Origin of the sequence: Intrasporangium chromatireducens Q5-1 (assembly GCF_000576575.1) — a bacterium.
GTDB classification, from domain to species: Bacteria; Actinomycetota; Actinomycetes; order Actinomycetales; family Dermatophilaceae; genus Intrasporangium_A; species Intrasporangium_A chromatireducens.
In genome coordinates this window covers 1-23,712 of sequence record NZ_AWQS01000018.1, presented here as the reverse complement: position 1 = coordinate 23,712, position 23,712 = coordinate 1, and the positions used below count along the sequence as shown (strand labels likewise).

Annotated in this window: 20 protein-coding genes; 14 read left to right on the top strand and 6 right to left on the bottom strand. The window is 71.0% G+C overall.

Going from position 1 to position 23,712, the window contains the following annotated elements; all coding sequences use genetic code 11:
• Positions 1-69 precede the first annotated feature (69 nt).
• The 3 genes from N864_RS04120 (at position 70) to N864_RS04110 (ending at position 3,093) form a co-directional block, all read left to right on the top strand.
• A complete protein-coding gene (locus tag N864_RS04120) occupies positions 70-1,320 on the top strand; it encodes a M24 family metallopeptidase (RefSeq protein WP_034713806.1) in 1,251 nt (416 codons plus the stop codon).
• A 70-nt stretch (positions 1,321-1,390) separates the two neighbouring features.
• Positions 1,391-2,632: an MFS transporter gene (locus N864_RS04115; protein ID WP_162164496.1), complete on the top strand. Its 1,242-nt coding sequence runs from the start codon at positions 1,391-1,393 to the stop codon at positions 2,630-2,632.
• Positions 2,629-3,093 (top strand): nucleoside deaminase, encoded by a 465-nt coding sequence (locus tag N864_RS04110; RefSeq protein ID WP_034713803.1) that lies wholly within the window; start codon positions 2,629-2,631, stop codon positions 3,091-3,093. The genes N864_RS04115 and N864_RS04110 overlap by 4 nt, the downstream gene beginning before the upstream one ends.
• A gap of 43 nt (positions 3,094-3,136) precedes the next feature.
• On the opposite strand, the gene N864_RS04105 is transcribed toward N864_RS04110, so the two are convergent.
• The gene (locus N864_RS04105; RefSeq protein WP_240474203.1) at positions 3,137-3,745 is read right to left on the bottom strand and encodes a TetR/AcrR family transcriptional regulator; all 609 of its coding nucleotides are present in this window, start codon (positions 3,743-3,745) and stop codon (positions 3,137-3,139) included.
• Between the two features lie 125 nt (positions 3,746-3,870).
• Here N864_RS04105 and N864_RS04100 point away from each other — a divergent pair, with 125 nt between their 5' ends.
• The 4 genes from N864_RS04100 (at position 3,871) to N864_RS04085 (ending at position 8,710) form a co-directional block, all read left to right on the top strand.
• Positions 3,871-5,019 (top strand): acyl-CoA dehydrogenase family protein, encoded by a 1,149-nt coding sequence (locus N864_RS04100; protein WP_034713799.1) that lies wholly within the window; start codon positions 3,871-3,873, stop codon positions 5,017-5,019.
• A 104-nt stretch (positions 5,020-5,123) separates the two neighbouring features.
• Positions 5,124-5,870 carry an SDR family NAD(P)-dependent oxidoreductase gene (locus tag N864_RS04095; RefSeq protein ID WP_034713797.1) on the top strand — a complete coding sequence of 249 codons (747 nt, stop codon included), beginning with the start codon at positions 5,124-5,126 and terminating at the stop codon, positions 5,868-5,870.
• A gap of 52 nt (positions 5,871-5,922) precedes the next feature.
• Positions 5,923-7,548 carry an AMP-binding protein gene (locus tag N864_RS04090; protein ID WP_034713794.1) on the top strand — a complete coding sequence of 542 codons (1,626 nt, stop codon included), beginning with the start codon at positions 5,923-5,925 and terminating at the stop codon, positions 7,546-7,548.
• Positions 7,549-7,558: 10 nt separating this feature from the next.
• A complete protein-coding gene (locus tag N864_RS04085; protein ID WP_034713792.1) occupies positions 7,559-8,710 on the top strand; it encodes an acyl-CoA dehydrogenase family protein in 1,152 nt (383 codons plus the stop codon).
• A 105-nt stretch (positions 8,711-8,815) separates the two neighbouring features.
• Here N864_RS04085 and N864_RS04080 read toward each other — a convergent pair whose 3' ends face one another.
• Both N864_RS04080 and N864_RS04075 read right to left on the bottom strand, forming a co-directional pair.
• Positions 8,816-10,090: a sensor histidine kinase gene (locus tag N864_RS04080; RefSeq protein WP_034713790.1), complete on the bottom strand. Its 1,275-nt coding sequence runs from the start codon at positions 10,088-10,090 to the stop codon at positions 8,816-8,818.
• Complete coding sequence (locus tag N864_RS04075; RefSeq protein WP_420805204.1) at positions 10,087-10,695, bottom strand: response regulator transcription factor; 609 nt, start codon at positions 10,693-10,695, stop codon at positions 10,087-10,089. Before N864_RS04075 ends, N864_RS04080 begins: the two co-directional genes overlap by 4 nt.
• Before the next feature lie 151 nt (positions 10,696-10,846).
• On the opposite strand from N864_RS04075, the gene N864_RS04070 reads away from it, so the two are divergent.
• Positions 10,847-12,337, top strand: coding sequence for a ferredoxin reductase family protein (locus tag N864_RS04070; protein ID WP_476702740.1), 1,491 nt, complete (start codon positions 10,847-10,849; stop codon positions 12,335-12,337).
• On the top strand, positions 12,334-12,843 hold the full coding sequence (locus N864_RS04065) for an FMN-binding protein (protein WP_034713787.1): 510 nt from the start codon (positions 12,334-12,336) through the stop codon (positions 12,841-12,843). The genes N864_RS04070 and N864_RS04065 overlap by 4 nt, the downstream gene beginning before the upstream one ends.
• Positions 12,844-12,955: 112 nt before the next feature.
• Here the strand turns inward: N864_RS04065 and argS are convergent, their stop codons facing one another.
• From argS to N864_RS23460, 3 genes are all read right to left on the bottom strand, one after another.
• Positions 12,956-14,716 carry an arginine--tRNA ligase gene (gene argS / locus N864_RS04060; RefSeq protein WP_034713785.1) on the bottom strand — a complete coding sequence of 587 codons (1,761 nt, stop codon included), beginning with the start codon at positions 14,714-14,716 and terminating at the stop codon, positions 12,956-12,958.
• Positions 14,717-14,779: 63 nt separating this feature from the next.
• Entirely contained in the window at positions 14,780-16,597 is a 1,818-nt protein-coding gene (locus N864_RS04055; protein ID WP_051518172.1) for an AMP-binding protein, read from the bottom strand.
• Complete coding sequence (locus tag N864_RS23460) at positions 16,590-17,345, bottom strand: IclR family transcriptional regulator (RefSeq protein WP_240474204.1); 756 nt, start codon at positions 17,343-17,345, stop codon at positions 16,590-16,592. Before N864_RS23460 ends, N864_RS04055 begins: the two co-directional genes overlap by 8 nt.
• Before the next feature lie 146 nt (positions 17,346-17,491).
• Here N864_RS23460 and N864_RS04045 point away from each other — a divergent pair, with 146 nt between their 5' ends.
• From N864_RS04045 to N864_RS04025, 5 genes are all read left to right on the top strand, one after another.
• Positions 17,492-18,337, top strand: coding sequence for an ABC transporter ATP-binding protein (locus N864_RS04045; protein ID WP_051518170.1), 846 nt, complete (start codon positions 17,492-17,494; stop codon positions 18,335-18,337).
• Positions 18,337-20,400, top strand: a complete 2,064-nt coding sequence (locus N864_RS04040; RefSeq protein ID WP_081793353.1) for an AMP-binding protein — start codon at positions 18,337-18,339, stop codon at positions 20,398-20,400. The genes N864_RS04045 and N864_RS04040 overlap by 1 nt, the downstream gene beginning before the upstream one ends.
• On the top strand, positions 20,397-21,269 hold the full coding sequence (locus N864_RS04035) for a branched-chain amino acid ABC transporter permease (RefSeq protein ID WP_034713782.1): 873 nt from the start codon (positions 20,397-20,399) through the stop codon (positions 21,267-21,269). The genes N864_RS04040 and N864_RS04035 overlap by 4 nt, the downstream gene beginning before the upstream one ends.
• A gap of 3 nt (positions 21,270-21,272) precedes the next feature.
• Positions 21,273-22,337: a branched-chain amino acid ABC transporter permease gene (locus tag N864_RS04030; protein WP_034713780.1), complete on the top strand. Its 1,065-nt coding sequence runs from the start codon at positions 21,273-21,275 to the stop codon at positions 22,335-22,337.
• 107 nt (positions 22,338-22,444) lie between these two features.
• The gene (locus N864_RS04025) at positions 22,445-23,665 is read left to right on the top strand and encodes an ABC transporter substrate-binding protein (RefSeq protein WP_051518169.1); all 1,221 of its coding nucleotides are present in this window, start codon (positions 22,445-22,447) and stop codon (positions 23,663-23,665) included.
• Positions 23,666-23,712: the final 47 nt, after the last annotated feature.

Genomic DNA, 23,712 nt, shown 5'->3' with positions numbered 1-23,712 from the left:
CCCCGGCCAGCACGCCGCACCCGGCTTCTCGCTTTCACCCCACCGACCCCTGCAAGAAGGAGTTTCACCATGTCCATCGACACCGCCGTCAGGTCCGTCTCCGAGCTCGAGCGGCTCAAGGTGCTGCACAACGGAGAGAAGGTCCAGCTGACCTTCTCCGACGCCGAGTTCGAGCGTCGCCTCGCCGGGCTGCGCCGGATCATGGCGGCCAAGGACCTCGACGCCGTCGTGCTGACCTCGTACCACGGCATCAAGTACTACTCGGACTTCCTGTTCACCTACTTCGGCCGCTCCTACGCCCTCGTCGTCACCCCCGACGACCAGGTCACGGTCACTGCCAACATCGACGCCGGCATGCCGTGGCGACGCAGCTACGGCGAGAACATCGTCTACACCGACTGGAGGCGCGACAACTTCCAGCACGGCGTCCAGCAGGCGCTGGCCGAGCGAGGCATCACCCCCCGGCGCCTCGGCGTGGAGTTCGACACCCTCTCGCTCGACGCGCACGCGAAGCTGCAGGCCCTCTTCGACGGCGCAGAGCTCGTGGACGTCGCCCAGGCCGCGATGCGCCAGCGGATGATCAAGTCCCCGGAGGAGATCGAGGTCATCAAGCACGGCGCCCGGATCGGCGACCTCGGCGGCGAGGCGGTCAGGGCCGCCATCCGCGAGGGGATCACCGAGTACGAGGTCGCCCTGATCGGGACCGAGGCGATGGTCCACGAGATCGCCCGGACCTTCCCCGACTCGGAGATCCGCGACACCTGGGTCTGGTTCCAGTCCGGCATCAACACCGACGGTGCCCACAACTGGTCCACGACCCGCAAGCTGCAGCGCGGCGACATCCTCTCGCTCAACTGCTTCCCGATGACCTCCGGCTACTACACCGCCCTCGAGCGCACGCTGTTCCTCGGTGAGCCGGACGCCTGCTCCCTCGAGCTGTGGAATATCAACGTCGAGGTCCACCGCCGGGGCCTCGAGCTGATCAAGCCCGGCGCCGTCTGCAAGGACATCGCCGCCGAGCTCAACGAGATCTACGTCGGCTACGGGCTGCTGCCCAACCGCACCTTCGGCTACGGCCACTCCTTCGGCGTCCTGTCGCATTACTACGGCCGCGAGGCCGGCCTCGAGCTGCGGGAGGACATCGACACGGTCCTCGAGCCCGGCATGGTCGTGTCCATGGAGCCGATGATCACCGTCCTCGACGGCCAGCCCGGCGCGGGCGGCTACCGGGAGCACGACATCCTCGTCGTGGGCGAGGACGGCGCGGAGAACATCACGAAGTTCCCGTTCGGCCCCGAGCACAACATCGTGGCGGTCTGAGATCACAACGGAGCTCGAACTGCGAACCGGTCCCCGCATACCGTCGGTGGGGGCCGGTTCGCTCCGGCGCGTGGCCGTGCTCGCAGCCATCCTCCTGCTGGCGCTCAACCTGCGCTCCGCGGTGACCTCGCTCGGGCCGCTGCTCGGCGACCTCGACGGGCAGCTCCACCTCGGCGGCGTCACGCTGAGCCTGCTGGCCGGCCTCCCGCCGGTGCTGTTCGGCCTCGCCGGGCTCGGGACGCCGGCGACGGTGCGCCGCATCGGCCACGAACGTGCCGCGGCCGGGGCGATGGCGCTCGCCGCCGTGGGCCTGGCCGCCCGCGCGATCGCCCCGGGGGCCTGGGCCTTCTTCGCCTGCCAGCTCGTTGCCCTCGTCGGGATGGGCATGGGCAACGTCCTGCTCCCTCCCCTGGTCAAGCGTCACTTCCCGCATCGGCTCGGAGTGCTCACCGCGCTCTACGGCATCGGCCTGCAGCTCGGCACGGCGCTGCCGGCTCTGACGGTCGTCCCCGTGGCCGACCGGCTCGGCTGGCGGGCCGGGCTCGGCATCTGGTCCGGCTTCGCGGTCGTGGCCATGCTGCCGTGGCTGTGCCTCGCTGGCAGGACCGGAGCCCCTCGTCTCGAGACCGAAGCACGCAGCGCGGCCGTGCCGCTCTCCGCGCTGCTCCGCAGCCGGGTCGCCTGGGGTGGAGCCGCCCTCCTCGGCACGACCTCGCTCAACACCTACTCGGTCTACGCGTGGCTCCCGACGGTGCTGGCCGAGGCGGGCACGAGCCGTGCCGACGCCGGCTCGCTGCTGGGCCTCTACGCCCTCATGAGCATCCCGCTCGCCCTCACCGTGCCCTGGGCGGCCGCTCGGCTGCGCAACCCCTTCGTCGTCTCGCTGTTCGGCGTGGCCTGCTACCTCGCCGGCTACGGTGGGCTGGTGCTGGCGCCGGGGCGGGCGCCGCTGCTCTGGACCGTCCTCGTCGGTGTCGCCGCGACGGGCTTCCCGCTCGCCCTCTGTCTCGTGGCCCTCCGGACCGTGACGAGCGCCGGCGCCGTCGCCCTCTCCGGCTTCGTGCAGGGCGTCGGCTACCTCATCGCCGCGACCGGGCCGATCGTCACCGGCCTGCTCCACGGCACCACCGGCGGCTGGACGGCGCCGTTCGTCTTCCTCGCCCTGACCCTCCTGCCGATGATGGCGGGTTCCGCCACCTTCTGCCGCCCCACGATGCTGGAGGCGACGCTGCCGGAAGGGCCTGAGGGCCTGGCGAGCGGCAGACCACATACCGATGTGCCTACAGCGCCGGAGATGGAAGGTGGACGATGATCGCTGACGAGGACCGGCGCTGGCTGGACGTCGCGCTCGACCAGGCGCGACAGGGCTGGGCGGAGGATGGCATACCCATCGGGGCTGCGCTCGTGCACGAGGGCAGGCTGTTGGCAGCGGGCCGCAACCGGAGGGTCCAGCTCGGCAGCGCGATCCTGCATGGCGAGACCGATGCCATCGAGCGGGCCGGCCGCCGTCCAGCGGCGACCTACCAACGGAGCGTCCTCTACACGACTCTCTCGCCGTGCCACATGTGCGCGGGGACCGTTCTGCTCTACGGCATTCCGCGCGTCGTCATCGGAGAGAACCGCACCTTCACGGTGGCCGAGGGCCTGCTGCGCAGCCACGGCGTGACCGTTGAGGTGGTGGACGACCTGGAGTGCCGCGCCCTCATGGAGCGGCTGCTCGCCGAGCGGCCCACCTTGTGGGCGGAGGACATCGGCGTCGACCCCGTCCGCTGACCACCTCGCAGAGACCGTCGGCAGGCCGGCGCTCGATGGCCGGTCAGGGCCGGATCGCGCCGAGGACGAGGTCGAGCTCGCGCTGCACGTAGGTGTCGAGGTCGAGCCACGTCGACAGGCGCCAGTGCTTGAGGGCCCAGCCGTGGGCCACGAGCAGCAGGTTGTGCACCACGAGATCGGCGTCCACGGCCCGGAACGCGCCGGAGCGGATGCCGTCCTCGATCGCCCTCCGGAACGGCTCGGCCGTCTCGACCTCGAGCTTCTTCAGCTCGTCGCGGCCCTCGCGGGACAGGGTCATGCTCTCGCGGTAGGAGAGCACCGTGGCCTCCGGCTTCTCGTCGATCACGGCCACCAGAGTGCGGAACCCGCTCCGGAGCCGCGCCTCGGGGTCGTCGCCGGCCTCGTCCATGGCGACCGGGATGCGGTCGCGGAACTCGCCGAGGATGTCGACGATCGCGGCGCGAAGCAGATCTTCCTTGTTGCCGAAGTACTGGTAGATCAGGCCGACGCTGATCCCCGCCCGGTCCGCCACCGCATGGGTCGTCGTCGAGTGGTAGCCGTCCTCCTGGAAGAGCTGGACCGCCGCCCGGAGGATCTCCGCGCGGCGACGAAGCGCTCGCTCCGCCTTCGCGTCGACCTGCTTCGTCGGCACGTCGTGCACCTCTTCTCGCCGAACCATTGACGGCCTGCCGCCGCCTCCCTAGTCTATTGAATGAACGTCCATTCAACAACCGGGCAGCACGGCGCGGCGGACACTCACAGAAGGGGAGCCAGCCGATGGACTACGGGTTCGACGACGACCAGCAGGCCTTCGCCCAGGAGGTCCGCCGCTTCGCGGTCAAGACACTCGCCCCGCACTACCAGTCGGACGACAAGGCGGCCGAGTTCCGGCGACAGCTGGCCCTCGACATGGGCGCCATGGGGCTGACCGGTCTGCGCATCCCGGAGGAGCTCGGCGGGCAGGCCGCGACCGCCGTTATCGCCGGCATCGCGGCCGAGGAGGTCGGTCGCGAGGACTTCAACGCGACCTATCTCATCATCAACACGGCCCTGATCAGCGACATCATCGTGCGCAACGCGACGGCGGAGCAGCAACGGGCCTGGCTGCCCGGCATCGCCTCGGGCGAGACGGTCCCCTGCATCTGCATCACCGAGCCGGGCCACGGCACCGACGCGGCGAGCCTCGAGCTCAAGGCGACGGCGAGCGCCGACGGCGGCTGGAGCCTGCACGGCGAGAAGACCTCGATCACGCTCGGCATGGCGGCCGACCGCGCCGTCGTCCTCGCCCGCACCGGCGGCCCCGGGGCCCGAGGGGTGAGCGCGTTCTGGGTCGACCTGCACGACCCCACGGTGACACGGTCGGCGTTCGACGACCTCGGCAGCCGCGCGATCGGCCGGGCCAGCCTCCACTTCGACGGCACACCGGTCGCGCAGGACCACCTCATCGGCCGGGAGGGCGAGGGCTTCGTCTCGACGATGCAGGGTTTCGACTACAGCCGGGCCATCATCGGCCTCGCCTGCCTCGGCGCGGCCCAGGCCTCGCTCGACGAGGCACTCCAGTGGGCGCGGGACCGCGTCGCCTTCGGGCAGCCGATCGGGGCCTTCCAGGGCGTCGCCTTCCCGCTCGCCGAGGCCGCCACCCACCTGAAGGGGGCCCGGCACGTCTGCCTCGAGGCGCTGTGGCGCAAGGACCAGGGCCTCGAGCACAGTGCCGAGGCGGCGATGGCGAAGTACTGGGCGCCCAGGCTCGCCGTCGACGTCATCCACCAGGCCCTGCTCACCATCGGCCATGTCGGCTACTCCACCGAGCACAAGGTCGGCCAGCGGCTCCGCGACGTCATCGGTCTCGAGATCGGCGACGGCACGGCCCAGGTGTCCAAGCTCGTCATCTCCCGCCACCTGCTGGGGCGTCAGTACGCCCCCTGACCGAAGCCCGGACCAGCCGAACAGCACTGAGGACCACTGAGGACCAAGGAAACCCGCGAGCGGCAGCAAGCCCAGCGGCATACCGAACCATCGAAAGGGACACCATGAGCCGGCTCACCGACAAGGTCGCCATCGTCACCGGAGCGGCGCGGGGCCTCGGCCGCGGCATCGCCGAGCGCCTCGCCGCGGAGGGGGCGACCCTCGTCGTCACCGACGTCAACGCCGAGGGCGCGCAGCAGGCGGCGCAGGAGATCGGCGGCACGGCGCTCGGCCTCGGCTGCGACGTGTCGGACTACGCGTCCGTCGAGGCGATGGCCGAGGAGGTGACGCAGCGGTTCGGCCGCATCGACGTCCTCGTCAACAACGCGGGGTGGGACAAGGCGGCCCCCTTCCTCGAGCTGGAGCGCGACCTGTGGCCCCGGATCATCGGGATCAACCTCTATGGCGTGCTCAACACCAGCCATGTCATCCTGCCGATCATGGCCGAACAGGGCTCGGGGTCCGTCGTCAACATCAGCTCCGACGCGGGCCGGGTCGGCTCGTCCGGCGAGGCGGTGTACTCCGCCGCCAAGGGCGGCGTCATCGCGTTCACGAAGTCGACCGCCCGCGAGCTGGCCCGCCGCAAGGTCCGGGTCAACTGCATCTGCCCGGGCCCCTCCGACACCCAGCTGTTCGCCGAGTTCGCCGGGGACAACCAGGGCCTGCGCGACGCCCTCATCAAGGCCATCCCGATGCGCCGCCTCGGCCAGCCGGAGGACGTGGCGGGAGCGGTCGCCTTCCTCGCCTCCGAGGACGCCTCCTTCGTCACCGGGCAGACCCTCAGCGTCAGCGGCGGCCTGACGATGTCCTGACGGTTGCGCACACCCAGCCCATCCACCCGACCCGAGAGACGAGGCGACAACGATGTCGTTCGAGACGATCCTCACCCCTGACCTCATCGAGAAGTACACCTCCGGTGGCTACTGGCAGGACCGGACCATCACCGACTACCTCGACGACTGGGCCGAGCGCACGCCGGAGAAGGTGGCGTTCGTCGACTCACGCCGTGAGATCACGTATGCCGCTCTCCGCACCGAGGTGGACCGGTGCGCGTTGGGGCTGCGCGAGCTCGGCATCGAGCCCGGCGACGTCGTCTCGTTCCAGCTGCCCAACTGGATCGAGTGGGTCGTGCTGCACTACGCCTGCACCCGCATCGGCGCGGTGAGCAACCCCCTCATCCCGATCTACCGCGAGCGCGAGGTCGGCTTCATGGTCGGCCTGGCCGGCTCGAAGCTCGTCGTCGTGCCCCGCGAGTTCCGCGGCTATGACCACGTGTCCCTCGTGGAGTCGCTCCAGCACGACTGGGACGCGTTCGAGCATCTCCTCGTCGTCGGCGACCCGGAGGCGCCCGGCTCGTGGGAGACGTTCATGGCAACGCCGTGGGAGGAGCGCCGCGACCCCGCTGAGCTCACCGGGCTGCGGCCGGACCCCAACGACGTCACGCTGCTGATCTTCACGTCGGGCACCACCGGGGAGCCCAAGGGGGTCATGCACACGCACAACACCGCCGTGGCGGCCAACGCCCCGCTGCCCAAGCGGCTCGGGGTCACCGCCGACAGCGTCATCCACATGGCCTCGACCCTCGCGCACCTGACCGGCTTCCTCTACGGAGCCCGGCTGCCCGTCCAGAACGGCGCGACCGGGATCCTGCAGGACGTATGGGACCCGAAGCTGTTCGCCGACCTCGTCGAGCGACACGGCATCACCTACACCTCCGCCGCGACGCCCTTCCTGCACGACGTCGTGTCCCTGCCCGGCATCGGGAACCGCGAGATGAGCACCCTCGAGCGGTTCTGCTGCATGGGTGCCCCGATCCCCCGGGCGATGGTCCGGCGCGCGAAGGAGGTGCTGCCCGGGATGGCGGTGCTCGGTGGGTGGGGCCAGACCGAGAACGCCCTCGTCACGCTCGGGATCCCCGGCGACCCCGAGGAGAAGATCGTCGAGACCGACGGCTACCCGTGGCCCGGGATGGAGATCCGCACCGTCGACGCCGTCGGCGAGGCCGTCCCGGCAGGCAGCGAGGGCCGCCTCCAGGTCCGCGGCCCCTTCCTCTTCGTCGGCTATGCCCACCGGATGAAGCTGACCCAGGACAGCTTCGACGGGGACTGGTTCGACACGGGCGACCTCGCCGTGATCGACGCGGACGGCTACGTCAAGATCTCGGGCCGGACGAAGGACATCATCGTCCGCGGCGGCGAGAACATCCCCGTCGCCTACGTGGAGAACGCCCTCTACGAGGATCCGCGGATCGAGGCGGTCGCCGTCGTCGGCATGCCGGACGAGCGGCTCCAGGAGCGGGCGGCGGCCTGCGTCGTGCTGCGTCCCGGGGCGTCGCTCACCTTCGAGGAGATGCAGTCCCTGCTCCGCGAGAAGGGTGTCGCCAAGCAGTACTGGCCCGAGCGGCTCGACGTCCTCGCCGAGCTCCCCCGCACCCCCAGCGGCAAGATCCAGAAGTACCAGCTGCGCGCCCGCTTCGACGCGGCCGAGTGAGGAGACCCCCGTGGACCTGTCCCTGACGGATGAACAGCGCGCCTTCCAGGCGGTGGCCCGGGAGTTCCTCGACCGCGAGGTCGTCCCGCACCGCACCGAGTGGGACCGGCGCGAGTCGGTCGACACGGCGATCGTGCCGGAGCTCGGCAAGCTCGGCTTCTTCGGGCTGACCTTCCCTGAGGAGTATGGCGGCCTCGGCGGCGACTACGTCACCTACTGCCTCGCGATGGAGGAGCTCGGCCGCGCCGACTCGTCGATCCGCGGCATCGTGTCGGTCTCCGCGGGCCTGTTCGGCAAGTCCGTCCTCGCGGCCGGGACCGAGGAGCAGAAGCAGGCTTGGCTGCCGCGGATCTGTTCCGGCGAGGCGCTCGGCTGCTTCGGCCTGACGGAGCCCGACACCGGCTCCGACGCGGGCAACCTGACCACCCGGGCCCGCCGCGACGGATCCGACTACCTGATCTCCGGGCAGAAGATCTTCATCACGAACGGGACGTGGGCGGACGTGTGCATCGTGTTCGCCCGCACCGGCGGACCGGGCCCCAAGGGCGTCTCGGCCTTCCTCGTGCCCACGGACTCGCCGGGCTTCGAGCGCCGCGAGATCAAGGGCAAGCTCGGGTTGCGCGGGCAGGCGACGGCAGAGCTGTTCCTCACCGACGTGCGGGTCCCCGAGTCGGCCCGCCTCGGCGCCGAGGGTGAGGGCTTCCGGATCGCGATGCAGACCCTCGACAAGGGCCGCGTGTCCGTCGCCGCGGGGTGCACCGGCATCGTCCAGGGCTGCCTCGAGGAGGTCGTCCGCTACACCACCGAGCGCCGGCAGTTCGGTCGGCCGATCGCGTCGTTCCAGCTCGTCCAGGAGATCATCGCGCAGATCTCCGTCGACGCCGACGCGGCCCGCCTGCTGACGTGGCGCGCGGCCGACCTCGTCGACCGCGGGGAGTCGTTCGGCACGGCCGCCTCGAAGGCGAAGTACTACGCCTCGGAGGCCGCGGTCCGGGCCGCGAACTCCGGCCTGCAGGCCTTCGGCGGCTACGGCTACATCGACGAGTACCCCATGCAGAAGTACCTTCGCGACGCGCGCGTCATGACCCTCTACGAGGGCACCAGCCAGGTGCAGAAGCTGCTCATCGGACGGGCCGAGACAGGCATCAACGCCTTCACCTGAGCCGCGTCGGCGCGTGACCGCCGCGTCGGCGCGGGGCAGGCACCCCAGGGCGTATGCCGCTCAGCTCGCCCCGCGGGCTCCGCCCCTCACGCTCGACGCCCTGCGTCAGTCGGCGGCCGGCAGGACGATCGAGAAGGTGGCGCCGCCACCGGCCGTCCGGTCCACCTCGAGCCGGCCCCCGTGCGAGCGCACCACCTGCGTGACGAGCGCGAGGCCGAGGCCGACGCGGCGCCGGCTCCCGTCACCGCCGGACCGGGCGAAGCGCCGGGTGAGCCGGTCGACGTCCCGTGGGTCGACGCCCGGCCCGTGGTCGACGACGTCCACCCGCGCGGAGGGACCGTGCCGGGAGACGACCACGGCGACCTCGGAGTCCGGCGGCGAGTGCGAGATGGCGTTGTCGACGAGGGCGACGACGGCCCTTCGCAGGCCGGTCGCGACCCCGCGCACGACGACCTCCCGGTCGGCACCGTCCCCATCCGCGCCCGCCGGCCCTGCGCCCCCCGGCTCTGCGTCCGGAGCCTCGCCGACCACGGGGGCCGCGACGAGACGGACGCCGAACCCAGCGGCATACGGCTGGAGGGACGCGACGACCTCGGCCACGAGCGCGCGCAACCCGACCACGTCGGCCGGGGCCTCGCTCGCCTCGAGCTGGGCGGACAGGAGCAGGTCGGCGACGACATCACCCATCGCCCTCGTGTCCTGGACGAGCTGGTCCGCCTCGGCGCGCTGCTCGGCGGTCGCGGCCGTGCCGAGTCGCCGTCGGAGCAGCTGGGCCCGGGTGCTCACCACGGCGAGGGGCGTGCGCAGCTCATGGCTGGCGTCAGCCACGAACTGGCGCTGCAGCTCGAGCGCCTCGGCCATCGGCCGGACCGCGCGCCGGCCGGCGACCCAGCCGGTGAGCGCCGCCAGCAGGATCCCCGCCCCTCCCGCGATGGCCGTCGACCAGATGAGGCGCAGCTCCTCGTCCTGGTGCAAGGTCAGGTCGTAGATCGCCACGTAGGTCGCGGGACCGCGATGGGCCACCCAGGCCGGATAGCCCCGTCCCGAGCGCAGCGTCGTCTCGCCGTCCGGACCCTGCGCGGCCCGAAGCGCGGCGGTGACGAGAGTGGCCGGCGTGGACCGGCCCGCTTCAGGGGTGCCGTCCCGCACGGCCACGAGCCACACCCCGGGCGGTGCGTCGACGACGTCGTCCGCGGTGAGGGCCGCGGTCTGGATCCGACTGGTGATCTCACCGAGCTGCTGACGGTCGAAGACGAACGCCGCGGCGACGATGGCGAGCACGACGATGACGGCGGTGGACAGGCCGACCTGCAGCCCGATGGAGCGGGCGGCCCGCGCGACGGAGTCGTCGACGTCCGCGACCGTGCGCCGACCCCTCACGAGGCGCCCAACCGGTAGCCGACGCCGTGGACTGTATCCACGACGTCCCTCCCCAGCTTGCGGCGCAGGTAGTAGACGTACGTGTCCACCGCTCCCGCCGTCTCGGCGTGGTCGAAGACCCGGTCGAGCAGCTCGTCCCGGGTGAACACACGGGTGGGGTGCCGGGCGAGCACCTCGAGCAGGAGGGCCTCCCGCCGGGAGAGCAGCACCTCGCCCTCCCCGTCGACGATGCGGTGCTCGCCGACGAGGAACCGGCGACCCCCGACGGCGAGCTCGCTCGCCCCCGCCCCGACGGGCCGCAGCAGCGCCCGCAGGCGGGCCAGCAGCTCGTCGACGTCGAACGGCTTGACGACATAGTCCTGTGCCCCGGCGTCGAGCCCTTCGACCCGGTCCGCCACCGCCCCGCGGGCCGTGAGCACGAGAGCCGGCGAGGCCACTCCCTTGGACCGGAGCCGGCCGAGCAGGTCGACGCCCTCGATCCCGGGCAGCCCCCGGTCGACCACGAGCACGTCGAACTCGCCGGTCAGGCCCTGGTGCAGGCCGGCCTGCCCGTCGCGGGCCACCGTCACGGCATACCCCTCCTCGTCGAGCAGACCCGCCAGCATCGCGGAGAGGTCGGCGTCGTCCTCGACGAGGAGCAGCCGGGTCCGCGGCAACGTCGCGGCCACCTGCTCGGCCGCCTGCTGGGTCACGTCGTCGGTCACGGACACACGATCTGCTCGCCGTCTCATAACTCTCTGAGATCCCCTCCCGACGATGGTGCCCGTGAGCAACACTCTGTCACCGACCCAGCTCCGGCGTGGACGACCCGCCGACCCCACCCGGGCCTCCCTCCGCAGTGGGGCCCGCTTCCGCGACTGGCGGGCGCGCGCTGGGGACGTCCTCGAGGTCCTCGCGCTGCTCAGCCTCGTGGTGATCGTCGTCGAGTACCTCGCCGGCGGGGGCAGCCACGACCTGGCCAGCGGCAACGCCGGCACGATCCTCGTGGCCGTCTCGCGGGTGACCGGACTCGTCGCCATGGACCTGCTGCTCATCGAGATGCTCCTGGCGGCCCGCATTCCGTGGGTGGACCGGGTCTACGGCATGGACCGCGCCCTCAAGGCGCACCGCGTGCTCGGCCGGGTCACCGTGCCCCTCGTCCTCGTCCATGTGCTCACGCTGGTCTTCGGCTACGCGATCCGTGACCACCTCGGCCCCTTCACCGGGCCCTTCATCGAGTCCTTCCAGCTCGTCACGGGCGGTGACGACCTGCTCTTCGCCGCGGTCGCGACCGTGCTGCTGTGCATCGTCGCCGTCACCTCCGTCAGCATCGCCCGCCGCAAGCTGTCCTACGAGTGGTGGCACGTCGTGCACCTCAGCGTGTATGCCGCTGTCGCCCTCTCCATCCCCCATCAGTTCTCGATGGGTTCCGACTTCACCCGCTCCACCTGGGTCCAGGCCTGGTGGATCACCCTCTACGTCGTCGTCGCCGCGAGCATCCTGTGGTGGCGCATCCTCCTGCCGATCCGTCGCAGCGCCTACCACCGGCTGCGCGTGTCCCGGGTCGTCCCCCAGGGTGCAGGCGTCTGGTCGGTGTGGGTCCGGGGCCGCCACCTCGACCGGCTGCCGGTGCGCGCTGGGCAGTACTTCTCCTGGCGGTTCGCGACGCCGCGGCTGCTGTTCGCGGCCCACCCCTGGTCGCTGTCCAAGGCACCGGACGGACGGCACCTGCGCCTGACCGTGCGTGACCTCGGCGACCACTCCCGTGAGCTGCGCGCGATCCGGGCCGGCACACCCATCCTTGTCGAGGGACCCTACGGCGCCTTCACGACGGAGAGCCGGACCCGGGCCAAGGTCCTGCTCCTCGCCGCCGGCATCGGCATCACCCCGGTCCGGGCGCTGCTCGAGGAGCTCGTGCGGCAGCGGGACGTGCGCCCGGGCGACATCACGGTCATCTACCGCGCGGACCACGAGTCGCAGCTGACCTTCCGCAGCGAGATCGAGCACCTCGTCTCGCGCCACGGCCACCGCCTGCACCTGCTCGTCGGCCCGCCGGTGCACGGCTCCTGGCTCCCCGCGGCCGCCCCCGGCGAGACCCCCTCCGGACGGGCCGGTGACGTGGCCCGCCTGCGGGCCTCCATACCCGACGTCGCCGAGCACGAGGCCTACCTCTGCGGCCCCAACGGGTGGATGCGGCTGGTCCGCAGCAGCCTGCACGAGGCCGGCATCCCGACCGACCACATCCACGACGAGAGGTTCAGCTGGTGAGGAGAGCGACGACGGCCGCCATGGCCCTGGCCGGCTCGGCCGCGATCGGCGCGGCTTGGGTCAGCGGGCTGCATCCCGCGCCGACGGTGGCGCTGGGCCCACAGGCGGGGACCACGCAGAGCGGCCCGGCACAGCCGGGACCGACAACGTCGGGCCCGACCGGCAGGACGACCGCGAAGGGGAAGCGCCCGGCCCACCAGGGCGGGACGAAGTCCGCGGCGCCCCGCTCCGGCTCCGTCGACGGACCCGCCGTCGACACCCAGTACGGGGCCGTCCAGGTGCGGGTCATCTACTCGGGCAAGCACATCACCAACGTCGTGCCGCTCCACCTGACCGACAGCTCCGGCCGCTCGGTCGCGATCAGCGCTGACGCGGCGCCGGTCCTGCGACAGGAGGCGCTGGCCGCGCAGTCGGCGCACATCGATGTGGTCAGCGGGGCGACCTACACGAGCGAGGCTTACCAACAGAGCCTGCAGGCCGCGATCGACGCCGCCCACCTCGCCTGACGCCCGGGGTCAGCCGAACGACCGCCCGGACTGAGCGGCATACGGCATGGGGTGGAGCACCGGCATGGCGGGTGGAGGATCGGCACGCCCTGGCGTGCGTGATCCTCCACGCTCACATGCGCTCGGGCGCCTCGATGCCGAGCAGGCTGAGCCCGGTGACCATGGTGCGCAGCACCAGGGCGCTCAGGGTCAGGCGTGACTCCTTGACCTCGTCGGTCTCGGCCTTGAGCACCGGGCAGTTCTCGTAGAACGCCGAGAACGACTGCGCCAACTCGAAGAGGTAGCCGCAGAGCCGGTGCGGCTCGTACTCCGCCCCGACGGCGACGACGACGTCGGCGAAGTCGAGCAGCCGCTTGGCGAGATCGCGCTCGTGCTCCTCCGTCAGCACGACCGGCGCGTGCTGCGCGGCCGGCTCGAGCCCGACCTGCCGGAAGATCGAGCGGACCCGGGCGCCGACGTACTGCAGGTAGGGACCCGTGTTGCCGGTGAGCGAGACCATCCGCTCGAGGTCGAAGACGTACTCGCTGTCATGGGCGACGGACAGGTCCGCGTACTTGACCGCACCGATGCCGATCTGGCGGGCGATCGTCGCGCGGGTCTCGGCATCGAGGTCGGGGCGAGCCTCGTCGATGACGCTCTGGGCCTTCTCGACGGCCTCGTCGAGCAGCATCATCAGCCGCAGCGGCTTGCCGGACCGGGTCTTGAGGATCTTGCGGTCCTCGCCGAGCACGTTGCCGATCTGGATGTGCACCGGCGTGACGTCGGCGGGCAGCCAGCCGGCCTTGCGGGCGGTGTCCCACACCATGTTGAGGTGCAGCGCCTGGGGTGCGCCGATGACGTAGAGCACGCGGTGGGCGTGCAGCTCGCCGACGCGATACTTGATCGTCGCGAGATCCGTTGTGGCGTAGCCGTATCCGCCGTCGGACTTGCGGATGATGAGCGGCACCGGCTTGCCCTCGCGGCCGGTGTAGCCGTCGAGGAAGACGCAGAGCGCGCCGTCGGAGACGGTGGCGATCCCCTTGGCCTCGAGCTCGTCGCAGACCTTGCCCAGCTCGTCGTTGTACATCGACTCGCCGGCGAGGTCCTCGTCGGTGAGGGTGACCCCGAGCGTGGAGTAGACCTTGTTGAAGTAGGCCTTCGACAGGTCGACGAGCCGCTGCCAGTGCGCGAGGGTCGCCTCGTCCCCACCCTGCAGCTTGACGACCCGCGCCCGAGCCCGCACGTCGAAGTCGCCTGCACTGCCGCCCGGCTCGGCCTTCTCCGCGGTGTCGAACTTGACCCGCGCGGCCTGGTAGAACGCGTTCGGGTCGGTGAGGAGCAGCCCGGCCTCCTCCGAGTCTTCCCCCACCTCGAGCAGGTGCTCGATGAGCATGCCGAAGGGGGTGCCCCAGTCACCGATGTGGTTCTGCCGGATGACGTGGTGCCCGAGGTGCTCGAGTGTCCGGGCCAGCGAGTCGCCAACGATCGTCGTCCGGAGGTGGCCGACGTGCATCTCCTTGGCCACGTTGGGCGCCGAGTAGTCGATCGGGATGTTCTCCCGCTCCTGCACCGGCACGCCGAGGCGCGAGTCGGTGTCGACCTCGCCGAGGAGCGAGGCGATCCAGTCGTTGCTGTAGGTGAGGTTGATGAAGCCCGGCCCGCTCACCTCGACCTTGTCGCACACCCCGTCGAGCTCGAGCGCGTCGACGATCTTCGTCGCGAGGTCGCGCGGCGGCATCCCGACCCTCTTGGCGAGGGCGAGCGCCGCGTTGACCTGCACGTCCGCGAACTGCGACGGACGCAGCACCGGGTCCACCTCGCGGAAGTCGTCGCCGAGGACGGCGGCGATCGCGGACTGGACCTTCGGGGTGAGCGCGACGAGCGGGGAGACCATGCGGGTCAGTCTAGGAGCGCGGCGAGGATGACCGCGCCGGCGTTCCAGCCGGCCCTGACCCGGTCAGGCCATGGGGAGGTTGCGGGAGGCGGCGAGGACCTGGTCCCACGTGACGTGCTTCGGCTCGGGAGTGTCCGCGAAGGGCAGGCTGGCCAGGACGCGTCGCCGCTCCTCGCGCCCGATCTCGTCCCCGAAGCGGTCCAGGACGACGAGCATCCTCGGTCGGGCGACACCGCCGAGGGTCTCGCGGACCGACTCCAATACCTCATGGGCGAGGGACTCGACATCCGCGGTGCGCCGTTCGTCGTCCAGGACCACCGCCGCTGCGAGGTAGCGGCCGCCTTGCTGGTCCCGGCGCTCCACGACATCGGCACGGTGCACGAAGGGGTGGTCGAGCAGCTGCTCGGTGACCTCCGTGATCGAGACGAGCTGCCCGGAGAGGGAGAGCACCTCGTCGGTCCGGCCGAGGAACTCGAGGTGTCCGGCGTCGCCGACGCGCACCCGGTCGCCGGTCCAGTACCAGCCGGGGAAGGTGGTCCAGTGCACGTCCGTCGCGGCCGGGGCGGTGCCCGACTCGGCGACCATCGAGGGCCAGGCCCTGGTGAGCACCAGCTCCCCGGGATCGCCGTCGGCGACGGGCCGCCCCTCCGCGTCGACGACGCACAGTCCCGCATCAGGCACTGCTGCCCCGTCGAGGCCATCGTGCACGTGGACGATGCCGCACAGCTCGACCTGGCCCCAGCCGTCGGCGGCGGCCAGCTCGCCCTCGCCCAGGCTCTGCGACACCCACTCCTGCAACGCCGGGCCGCCGGGCTCGCCGAAGGTGACGACCCGACGCAACGTGGGGGTGGGCGGGAGCGGCTCCAGGCTCACGGACCAGGCCTGCATCATGCGGAGCACCGACGGGGTCGTGAGCAGGGTCGTCACCTCGTGGCGGCCGATGATCTCCCAGGCCCGGGCGTGCGTCGGCACGTCGAGCGTGCCCTCGTAGAGGACGATGGTCCCGCCCTGTGAGAGTGGCCCGTAGATCCCGTGCGTCTGGACGGCGAGCCACGAGGGGTCCCCCGCGCACCAGGTGCGGTCGCCGTCGCCCAGGCCACCCTCGTGGAGCGCGGCCGCCGCGAGGAGCAACGGACCGGTCCCGTGCGTCACGACGACGGGCCGACCGCGGCGGTGGGCCAGGTTGACGAGCAGGAGGGGGTGCTCGCTCGCCAGAGCGGGCGCGTCGTGTGGCGGCTCGAGGGACCGGGGGCCAAGGAGGTCGTGGTACCAGCAGTCACCCTCGTACCAGGCGATGTCGATCCCGGTGCGGCGCACCACGATCGTGTGCTCCACCGCGCTCGCGGCACTGACGGCCTCGTCCGCGCGAACCTTGAGTGGCAGCACCGTGCCCCGCCGCCAGGCGCCGTCCTGGGTGAACAGCACCTTGGGCGACAACGCGGCCAGTCGATCGGCGAGCGCCTCGGTGGGCAGCGGGGTCGGGACCATCGCATGCACGGCACCGATCCGGGCGCAGGCGAGCATCGCGATGACGGTCTCGGGCAGCAGGCCCAGGTGGAGGGCGACAACGTCCCCGGGGCCCACGCCCAGCCCCTCGAGGGCAGCCGCGAGCGAGCTCACCTCGACGGACAGCTCGGCATAGGTCAGCTGACGGACGTCTCCCGGCTCGCCCTCCCAGGAGATGGCCACGGAGGAGCCGTACACGGCGGCATGCCGGTCGACGCACGTCGTGGCGGCATTCAGCCTGCCACCGGGCAGCCAGGTGCCGCGCAGCCCGCTCGGCTCATACACCGCGTCGGGGCGTCGCTCCCATTCGAGGAGCTCGACGACGGGCCGCCACCGCTCGAGGTCGGGCAGCCAGGGCCCGCGAGACTCAGGCATGGCCCAGGGTCCGCACTGCCGAGGCCGCAGTCCGCGACAGGTGCGCCGCGATGGCGCCCACAGCCGCCTCCGACGCGCCGGGGGGCACGGCCGACGCGAGGGCCGCGACGGTGACACCATGGGCGTCCACGAGGGGGACGGCGACCTGGTCCGGGATGCCGTCCGCCGTCTCCGGTCGGCGCACCCAGGGCGCCGTCGCCCACTCGCGCCGCTGCGCCCGCGCCTCGGACCGGTCCGGGGGGTCGGCCTGCTCGAGCACCTCCGCCCAGACCTCGTCGGATGCACGCGCGGCAAGCAAGCGGCCACCGGCCGTGTCGAGCGCCGGGCGGACGGCATGTGGCTCGCGGAAGAGCCCACTGTCCGGGCCGTCGACCCGGTCGATCATGACGACCGAGGACCGCACGAGCACCTGCACGGCGATCGTGGCGTCGACGAGCTGCCGCAGCTGGGCGAGGTAGGGGCCGAGCGCCCCGAGGATCGGCAGCCGCGCGAGGTAGCGGTGCGCGAGCCGGACGAGCTCCGGGCCAAGGCTGTAGCGCGACGATCGCGGGTCCTGCTCGACGAGGTCCGCGAGGACGAGCGAGCGGAGCAGCCGGTGCACCGTCGGCACGGACATACCCGAGCGTTCGGCCAGGTCGGTGAGGTGCTGGTAGGCCGGGCCCTCCGCCAGCAGCTCGAGCAGCGTCACGGCGTTGCGCACCGTGCCGAGCCCCCCACGGGACTCGCGGCCGTCGGCCGGCTCGGTCATCGTCACGCCGCCGACGATAACGGTTGAGATAACGATTCCACAATTCACTCTTGCCTTTTCAGATAGTGAAAACCTACGATCACGGCAGATGACCGCGCCGGGTCCCCGAACTCCCCGGTGCGCCCTGGAGGGAGGGAACCCCCCGCATGTCCGTGCTCACTCGCGCCTACCAGCACCAGCTCAACTCCTCGGAGGTCCCCGCCGGGCAGCCGCTGCTCGAGGTCAAGGACCTCTCGCTGCGCTTCGGCGGCGTCCACGCGCTGGCCGACGTCGGCTTCACCGTCACGCAGGGCACGATCCACTCGGTGATCGGCCCCAACGGCGCCGGCAAGTCGAGCCTGCTCAACTGTGTCAGCGGCCTCTACCACCCGCAGCAGGGCCGGGTCGTGCTGCACACCGGGGCCGCCGGCGAGGCACACGAGCTGACCAAGCTGCCCCCGCACCGGATCGCCCGCCTCGGCGTCGCCCGGTCCTTCCAGAACATCGAGCTCTTCGCGCACCTGACCGTGCTGGAGAACCTCATGCTCGGCCGGCACGTCCACATGAACCAGAGCGTGCTCGCCTCGCTCCTCTGGTTCGGCCCGGCCCGTCGTCAGGAGATCGCGCACCGCGGCCTCGTCGAGGAGGTCATCGACCTGCTCTCCCTCCAGGCCCACCGCCACCAGCCGGTCGGCTCCCTCGCCTACGGGATCCAGAAGCGGGTCGAGCTCGGCCGTGCCCTCTGCCTGCAGCCCGCCCTGCTCCTCCTCGACGAACCCATGGCTGGCATGAACTCGGAGGAGAAGGAGGACATGGCACGCTACATCCTCGACGTCCACGAGCTCGCCGGGGTCAGCGTCATCCTCATCGAGCACGACATGGCTGTCGTCATGGACATCTCCCACCGCGTCAGCGTCCTCGACTTCGGCCGCCTCATCGCCGACGGCACCCCCGACGAGGTCAAGGCCAACCCCCGAGTGGTCGAGGCCTACCTCGGCGCCGAGGAGCACTGATGGCAACGGACAAGACCATCCCGTATGCCGCTGAGCCAGCTCCCGGCGCCGCTGCAGACCCGGCCACGCGGGCTTTCGGGGGGAGCACGGGGGGCGGAGCCCCCCGTGGGTGGTCATACGCGACCTTCCCCCGGCTGCTCGCGAGGCTCGCTGCCGAGCGGCCCGACGCGACGGCTCTGCAGGAGAAGCGCTACGGCATCTGGCAGCCGCTCACCTGGGCGCAGTACCAAGCCCGCGTGCGCGACTTCGCGCACGGCCTCGCGAGCCTCGGGGTGCAGCGCGGCGAGGTCGTCGCGGTGCTGGGCGACAACCGCCCCGAGTGGCTCATCGCCGAGCTCGCCGCGCAGAGCATCGGCGCCGCCGTCGTCGGGATCTATCCGACGAGCATCGGCGAGGAGCTGCGCCACATCCTCACCCTCGCCCATGTCCGCGTCGTCGTCGCGGAGGACCAGGAGCAGGTCGACAAGCTGGTCCGGCTGCTCGACGAGGACCGGGGAGGCCTGCTCCTCGAGACGGTCGTCTTCTACGACCCACACGGGCTGGAGCAGTACACCGAGCCGTTCCTGCGCGACTTCACCGAGGTGGAGGCCGCAGGTCGCGAGTGGGAACAGACCCGGCCCGGCTGGTTCGACGAGCAGGTCGCGGCGGGGCAGCCGGGCGACTGCGCGGTCATCTGCACCACCTCCGGCACGACGTCGAGGCCCAAGCTCGCCGAGCTCTCGCACGCCAACCTCCTCGCGATGGCCGAGCACCTGACGTCGATCGACCCGATCGGGCCGAAGGACCGCTACGTCTCCTTCCTGCCCTTCGCCTGGATCGGCGAACAGATGCTCGCCGTCGCGTGCGGCCTCTCCCGCGGGCTCACGCTGTCGTTCCCCGAGGACTCCTCGACGCAGAAGAGCGACCTGCGCGAGATCGGGCCGGACGTGATGTTCTCGCCGCCCCGGATCTGGGAGTCGATGCTCTCCGAGGTGCAGGTGCGCATCGACGAGGCCGGCGCGTTGAAGCGCAAGCTCTTCGGCTGGGGCTACTCGGTCGGTGACCGCGTCGCCGAGCGCCGCATGCGCGGGCAGTCGGTCGGCGGCCTCCGGCTGGTCCACGCCATCGCCGACCAGGTGGCGCTGCGGCCGGTGCGCGACCAGCTGGGGCTCGCACGGGTCCAGCACGCGTACACCGGAGGGGCGCCCCTCGGGCCCGACGTCTTCCGCTTCTTCCACGCGATCGGCGTCAACCTCAAGCAGATCTACGGCCAGACGGAGATCTGTGGCCTCGCCGTCGTGCACCGCGACGACGACATCGCCTTCGCCTCGGTCGGCACACCGATCCCCGGCACCGAGATCCGCATCGAGGAGGACGGCGAGATCCTGCTCCGATCGGCCTCCGTCTTCCGCGGCTACCACCGCAACCCGCAGGCAACCGCCGAGGCAGTCGACGCCGACGGCTGGCTGCACACCGGCGACGCGGGCTACCTCGACGAGGCCGGCCACCTCGTCGTCATCGACCGGGCCAAGGATGTCCTCACCGCCTCGGACGGGACACGCTTCTCGAGCGCCTTCATCGAGAACAAACTGAAGTTCTCGCCCTACGTCGAGGAGGCCGTAACCTTCGCCTCGGAAGGCGGCCTCACCGCGATCATCACGATCGACCCGCTGACGACCGGAGCATGGGCCGAGCACGCACGGCTCAGCTACACGACCTACACCGACCTCGCCGCGAAAGCCGAGGTGCGCGACCTCATCGCCGAGGAGGTCCACCGGGCCAACGAGGACCTTGCCGAGAGCATCAGGATCAAGCGATTCGTCCTGCTGCACAAGCAGTTCGACCCCGACGACGACGAGATCACCCGCACCAGGAAGGTCCGCCGCAACGTCATCGCCGAACGATACGGCGAGATCATCGCCGCCCTCGAGCGCGGCGACGACACGGCGACGATCCGCAGCACCGTCACCTACCAGGACGGCACTCGCCTCGAGCGCACCCTCGTGCTCGACGTCGTCGACCTGACCACCTTCCACGCGCCCGACGACCGGGGGCGCCGACCCGTCTGGAGCGGCCGCCGATGAACACCTTCATCTCGCTGACCGTCTACGGGCTGTCCGACGGAGCACTGCTCGCGCTCGCAGCCCTCGGCTTCGTCCTCATCTACAAGGCGACCCGCGTCATCAACTTCGCCCAGGGCGAGTTCCTCCTCGTCGGCGCCTACATGTTCTACACGGCGTTCGTCGTGATGCGCCTGCCGCTCGTCGTCGCCGCCCTGTTCGGCGTGCTCGTCGCGATCGTCCTCGGTGTCGTCGTGGAGCGCTTCATCCTGCGGCCCCTGATCGGCGAGAGCGCGATCAGCGTCATCATGGTGACCATCGGCCTCTCCGCGGTGCTCAAGTCGCTGATCCAGATCTTCTACGGCACCTCTGTGCGGGAGCAGCCGCCGATCCTGCCGACCGGGACGATCACCGTGGCCGGGACCACCATCCCGGTCAACCGGCTCCTCGTCATCGGCATCGCCGCGATCGTGCTGACCGCCTTCTCCGCGTTCTTCCAGCGCTCCCGGCACGGCATCGCGATGCGCGCCGTCGCCGACGACCAGCAGGCCGCCCTCACGATGGGCATCTCCGTGCGCCGGGTCTTCACCCTCGCCTGGGTGCTCGCCGCGGTCAGCGCGCTCATCGCCGGCGTCCTCCTCGCCGACCTCTCCGCGGTGGAGCAGAACATCGCCGCATTCGGCCTGATCGTCTTCCCCGTCGTCATCCTCGGCGGCCTCGACTCGGTGCCCGGCACCGTCCTCGGCGGCCTGACGATCGGTCTGCTCAAGCAGTACGTCTCCGGCTACGCCGACCCCGGTCTGGCCGAGGTCGTCCCCTACCTCGTCCTCGTGGCCATCCTCATCGTGCGGCCCTACGGGATCTTCGGCGAGACACGGATCGAGAGGGTCTGAGCCATGTCGACAGTCACCGCGACCGGCATCCACCACCGGAGCTACCGCGCCGAGCTGCGCCTGCGGCACACGAAGGCCCAGTACGTCCGGCTCGCCCTCATGGTCGGGCTCCTGCTCGCCGCACCCTACGTCCTCGACCGCTACTGGCTCGGCATCGCCAACACGATCCTGATCGCCGTCATCGGCGCGGTCGGCCTCAACATCCTCGTCGGCTTCACCGGCCAGATCTCGCTCGGACAGGGCGGGTTCCTCGCCGTCGGCGCCTACACCTCGGCGATCCTCTCGGGTCGGGCCGGGCTGCCGGTGCCGCTCAGCATCCTCATCGCCGTCATCATGACGGCCGCGATCGGTGCCTTCTTCGGGCTGCCGGCGCTGCGCCTCAAGGGTCTCTACCTCGCGATCGCGACCCTGGCCTCGCAGGAGATCATCATGTTCATCGTCCGACGGTGGACCTGGCTGACCGAGGGCCAGGGCTTCATCGAGGTCGAACGCCTCAGCATCCTCGGGTGGTCGATCAAGCGGCAGACCTTCGAGGTGCAGTGGTACTGGCTGCTGCTCGCCATCACGATCGCCGTCGTCGTCGTGGCCCGCAACCTCTTCCGGACTGCCCTCGGCCGCAGCTTCATGGCGGTGCGCGACCAGGACATCGCAGCCCAGGCCATCGGCGTCAACATCACCCGGGCCAAGGTCACCGCCTTCGCCGTGTCGAGCGGCTTCGTCGGACTGGCCGGCGCCCTCACCGCCCACTACACGGAGACGGTCACCTGGGAGCGGTTCACCCTCGACGTCTCGATCCTCTACCTCGCGATGATCATCGTCGGCGGCCTGGGCAGCATCGCCGGCGCGGTCTACGGCGCGATCTTCATCGGGCTGCTCCCGCCACTGCTCACCGAGGCCGTCGAGGCCCTCTCGACGAGCATGCCGGGCCTGACCGACCAGCTGCCGGCGATCCGCAACGCCGTGTTCGGCGTCGCCATCATCGTCTTCCTGCTCGTCGAGCCACGCGGGCTCGACCGCATCTGGACACGGCTGAAGGACTACGTCCGCTTCTGGCCGTTCCGCTACTGACCCTCCGCGCGCAACCCGTCCCGACGAGTCGACCGACCCGGCCAGCGCGCCTGGTCACCCTGCCCGCCCGAGCCAGCTCAGCGGCATACCCAACTAGGAGAACAGCAATGAAGCTCAACACCCGGTTCACCACGCTGGCCGGCGCGGCCGCGCTGGCCCTTGCCCTCTCCGCCTGCGGCGGCGGGGCCGCCAGCGACGGCGGCAGCGCACAGGGCGGCGGCGACAAGGCACCCATCAAGATCGGCGTCATCGCGGACCTCACCGGCGCGACCGGCGACGTCGGCACGCCCTACCACGAGGGCATGATGGGCTGGATCGACAACGCGAACGCCAAGGGCGGCATCAGCGGCCACAAGATCGACGCCATGGCCAACGACTACGCCTACAAGGTCCCCGAGGCGGAGTCGCTCTACAAGAAGTACGTCAACGACGGCGCGGTCGTCATCCAGGGCTGGGGCACCGGCGACTCGGAGGCCCTGCGCACCAAGGTCGCCGCGGACGAGCTGCCGTTCATGTCGGCGTCCTACGCGGAGCCGCTGACCGACCCGAAGGCGTCGCCGTTCAACTTCGTCGTCGCGCCGACCTACTCCGACCAGATGCGGGTCGCGCTCAACTGGATCAGCAAGGACGCCGGTGGCAAGGCCGAGGTCGCGGTCTTCCACCACGACAGTCCCTTCGGCACGGCACCGGTCGCCGACGGCGAAGCGTGGGTCAAGGACAAGGGTCTGGACCTGGGCTACAAGAGCTACCCGATGCCGAAGACGCCGAACTTCGTCGGCCTGCTGAGCCAGGCGAAGTCGCAGGCCGCCAAGTACATCGTCATCCAGAACGTCTCCTCACCGGCCGCCCAGGTCGCCAAGGACATCAAGGCCCAGGGCCTCGACATGAAGATCGTCTGCCTCAACTGGTGTGCGGACGAGCTGTTCATCAAGACGGCCGGAGCCGACAACGCCGAGGGCCACATCGCGATCTCGCCGGTCGCGCCACCCACGGCGCAGAAGCCCGGCCACGCGGAGATCGACACGTACCTGAAGTCCAAGGGCAGCTCGCTCGCCGACAAGGGCCTGCACTACGCCCAGGGCTGGTACACGATGGCCGTGATGGCCAAGGGCATCGAGAAGGCGCTGGCCAGCGGCGAGGAGCTGACCGGCCCTGCCATCCGCAAGGCGCTCGAGACGATGGACGCGGTCGACACCGGCGGCGTGCTCGGCGCCGGCACGGTGAAGTTCTCGACCGACTCGCACCGCGGCTCGACCGGCACGGGGATCTACCAGGTCAAGGGTGGCGAGATGACCGAGCTCGCCGCGAACCAGACCCCGGAGTCATGAGCGCGGTCGACGTGAGCGGGCAGGTGGCGGGCGCGGAGGCGCCCGCC

What these genes read in the sequence shown, in the direction of transcription:
- N864_RS04045 (WP_051518170.1), top strand. Translation starts at nt 17,492, where the DNA reads ATGTCCGTGCTCACTCGCGCCTACCAGCACCAGCTCAACTCCTCGGAG.
- N864_RS04110 (WP_034713803.1), top strand. Translation starts at nt 2,629, where the DNA reads ATGATCGCTGACGAGGACCGGCGCTGGCTGGACGTCGCGCTCGACCAG.
- N864_RS04100 (WP_034713799.1), top strand. Translation starts at nt 3,871, where the DNA reads ATGGACTACGGGTTCGACGACGACCAGCAGGCCTTCGCCCAGGAGGTC.
- argS (WP_034713785.1), bottom strand. Translation starts at nt 14,716, where the DNA reads ATGGTCTCCCCGCTCGTCGCGCTCACCCCGAAGGTCCAGTCCGCGATC.
- N864_RS04035 (WP_034713782.1), top strand. Translation starts at nt 20,397, where the DNA reads ATGAACACCTTCATCTCGCTGACCGTCTACGGGCTGTCCGACGGAGCA.
- N864_RS04120 (WP_034713806.1), top strand. Translation starts at nt 70, where the DNA reads ATGTCCATCGACACCGCCGTCAGGTCCGTCTCCGAGCTCGAGCGGCTC.
- N864_RS23460 (WP_240474204.1), bottom strand. Translation starts at nt 17,345, where the DNA reads ATGACCGAGCCGGCCGACGGCCGCGAGTCCCGTGGGGGGCTCGGCACG.
- N864_RS04055 (WP_051518172.1), bottom strand. Translation starts at nt 16,597, where the DNA reads ATGCCTGAGTCTCGCGGGCCCTGGCTGCCCGACCTCGAGCGGTGGCGG.
- N864_RS04090 (WP_034713794.1), top strand. Translation starts at nt 5,923, where the DNA reads ATGTCGTTCGAGACGATCCTCACCCCTGACCTCATCGAGAAGTACACC.
- N864_RS04040 (WP_081793353.1), top strand. Translation starts at nt 18,337, where the DNA reads ATGGCAACGGACAAGACCATCCCGTATGCCGCTGAGCCAGCTCCCGGC.
- N864_RS04025 (WP_051518169.1), top strand. Translation starts at nt 22,445, where the DNA reads ATGAAGCTCAACACCCGGTTCACCACGCTGGCCGGCGCGGCCGCGCTG.
- N864_RS04070 (WP_476702740.1), top strand. Translation starts at nt 10,847, where the DNA reads ATGGTGCCCGTGAGCAACACTCTGTCACCGACCCAGCTCCGGCGTGGA.
- N864_RS04095 (WP_034713797.1), top strand. Translation starts at nt 5,124, where the DNA reads ATGAGCCGGCTCACCGACAAGGTCGCCATCGTCACCGGAGCGGCGCGG.
- N864_RS04075 (WP_420805204.1), bottom strand. Translation starts at nt 10,695, where the DNA reads ATGCTGGCGGGTCTGCTCGACGAGGAGGGGTATGCCGTGACGGTGGCC.
- N864_RS04030 (WP_034713780.1), top strand. Translation starts at nt 21,273, where the DNA reads ATGTCGACAGTCACCGCGACCGGCATCCACCACCGGAGCTACCGCGCC.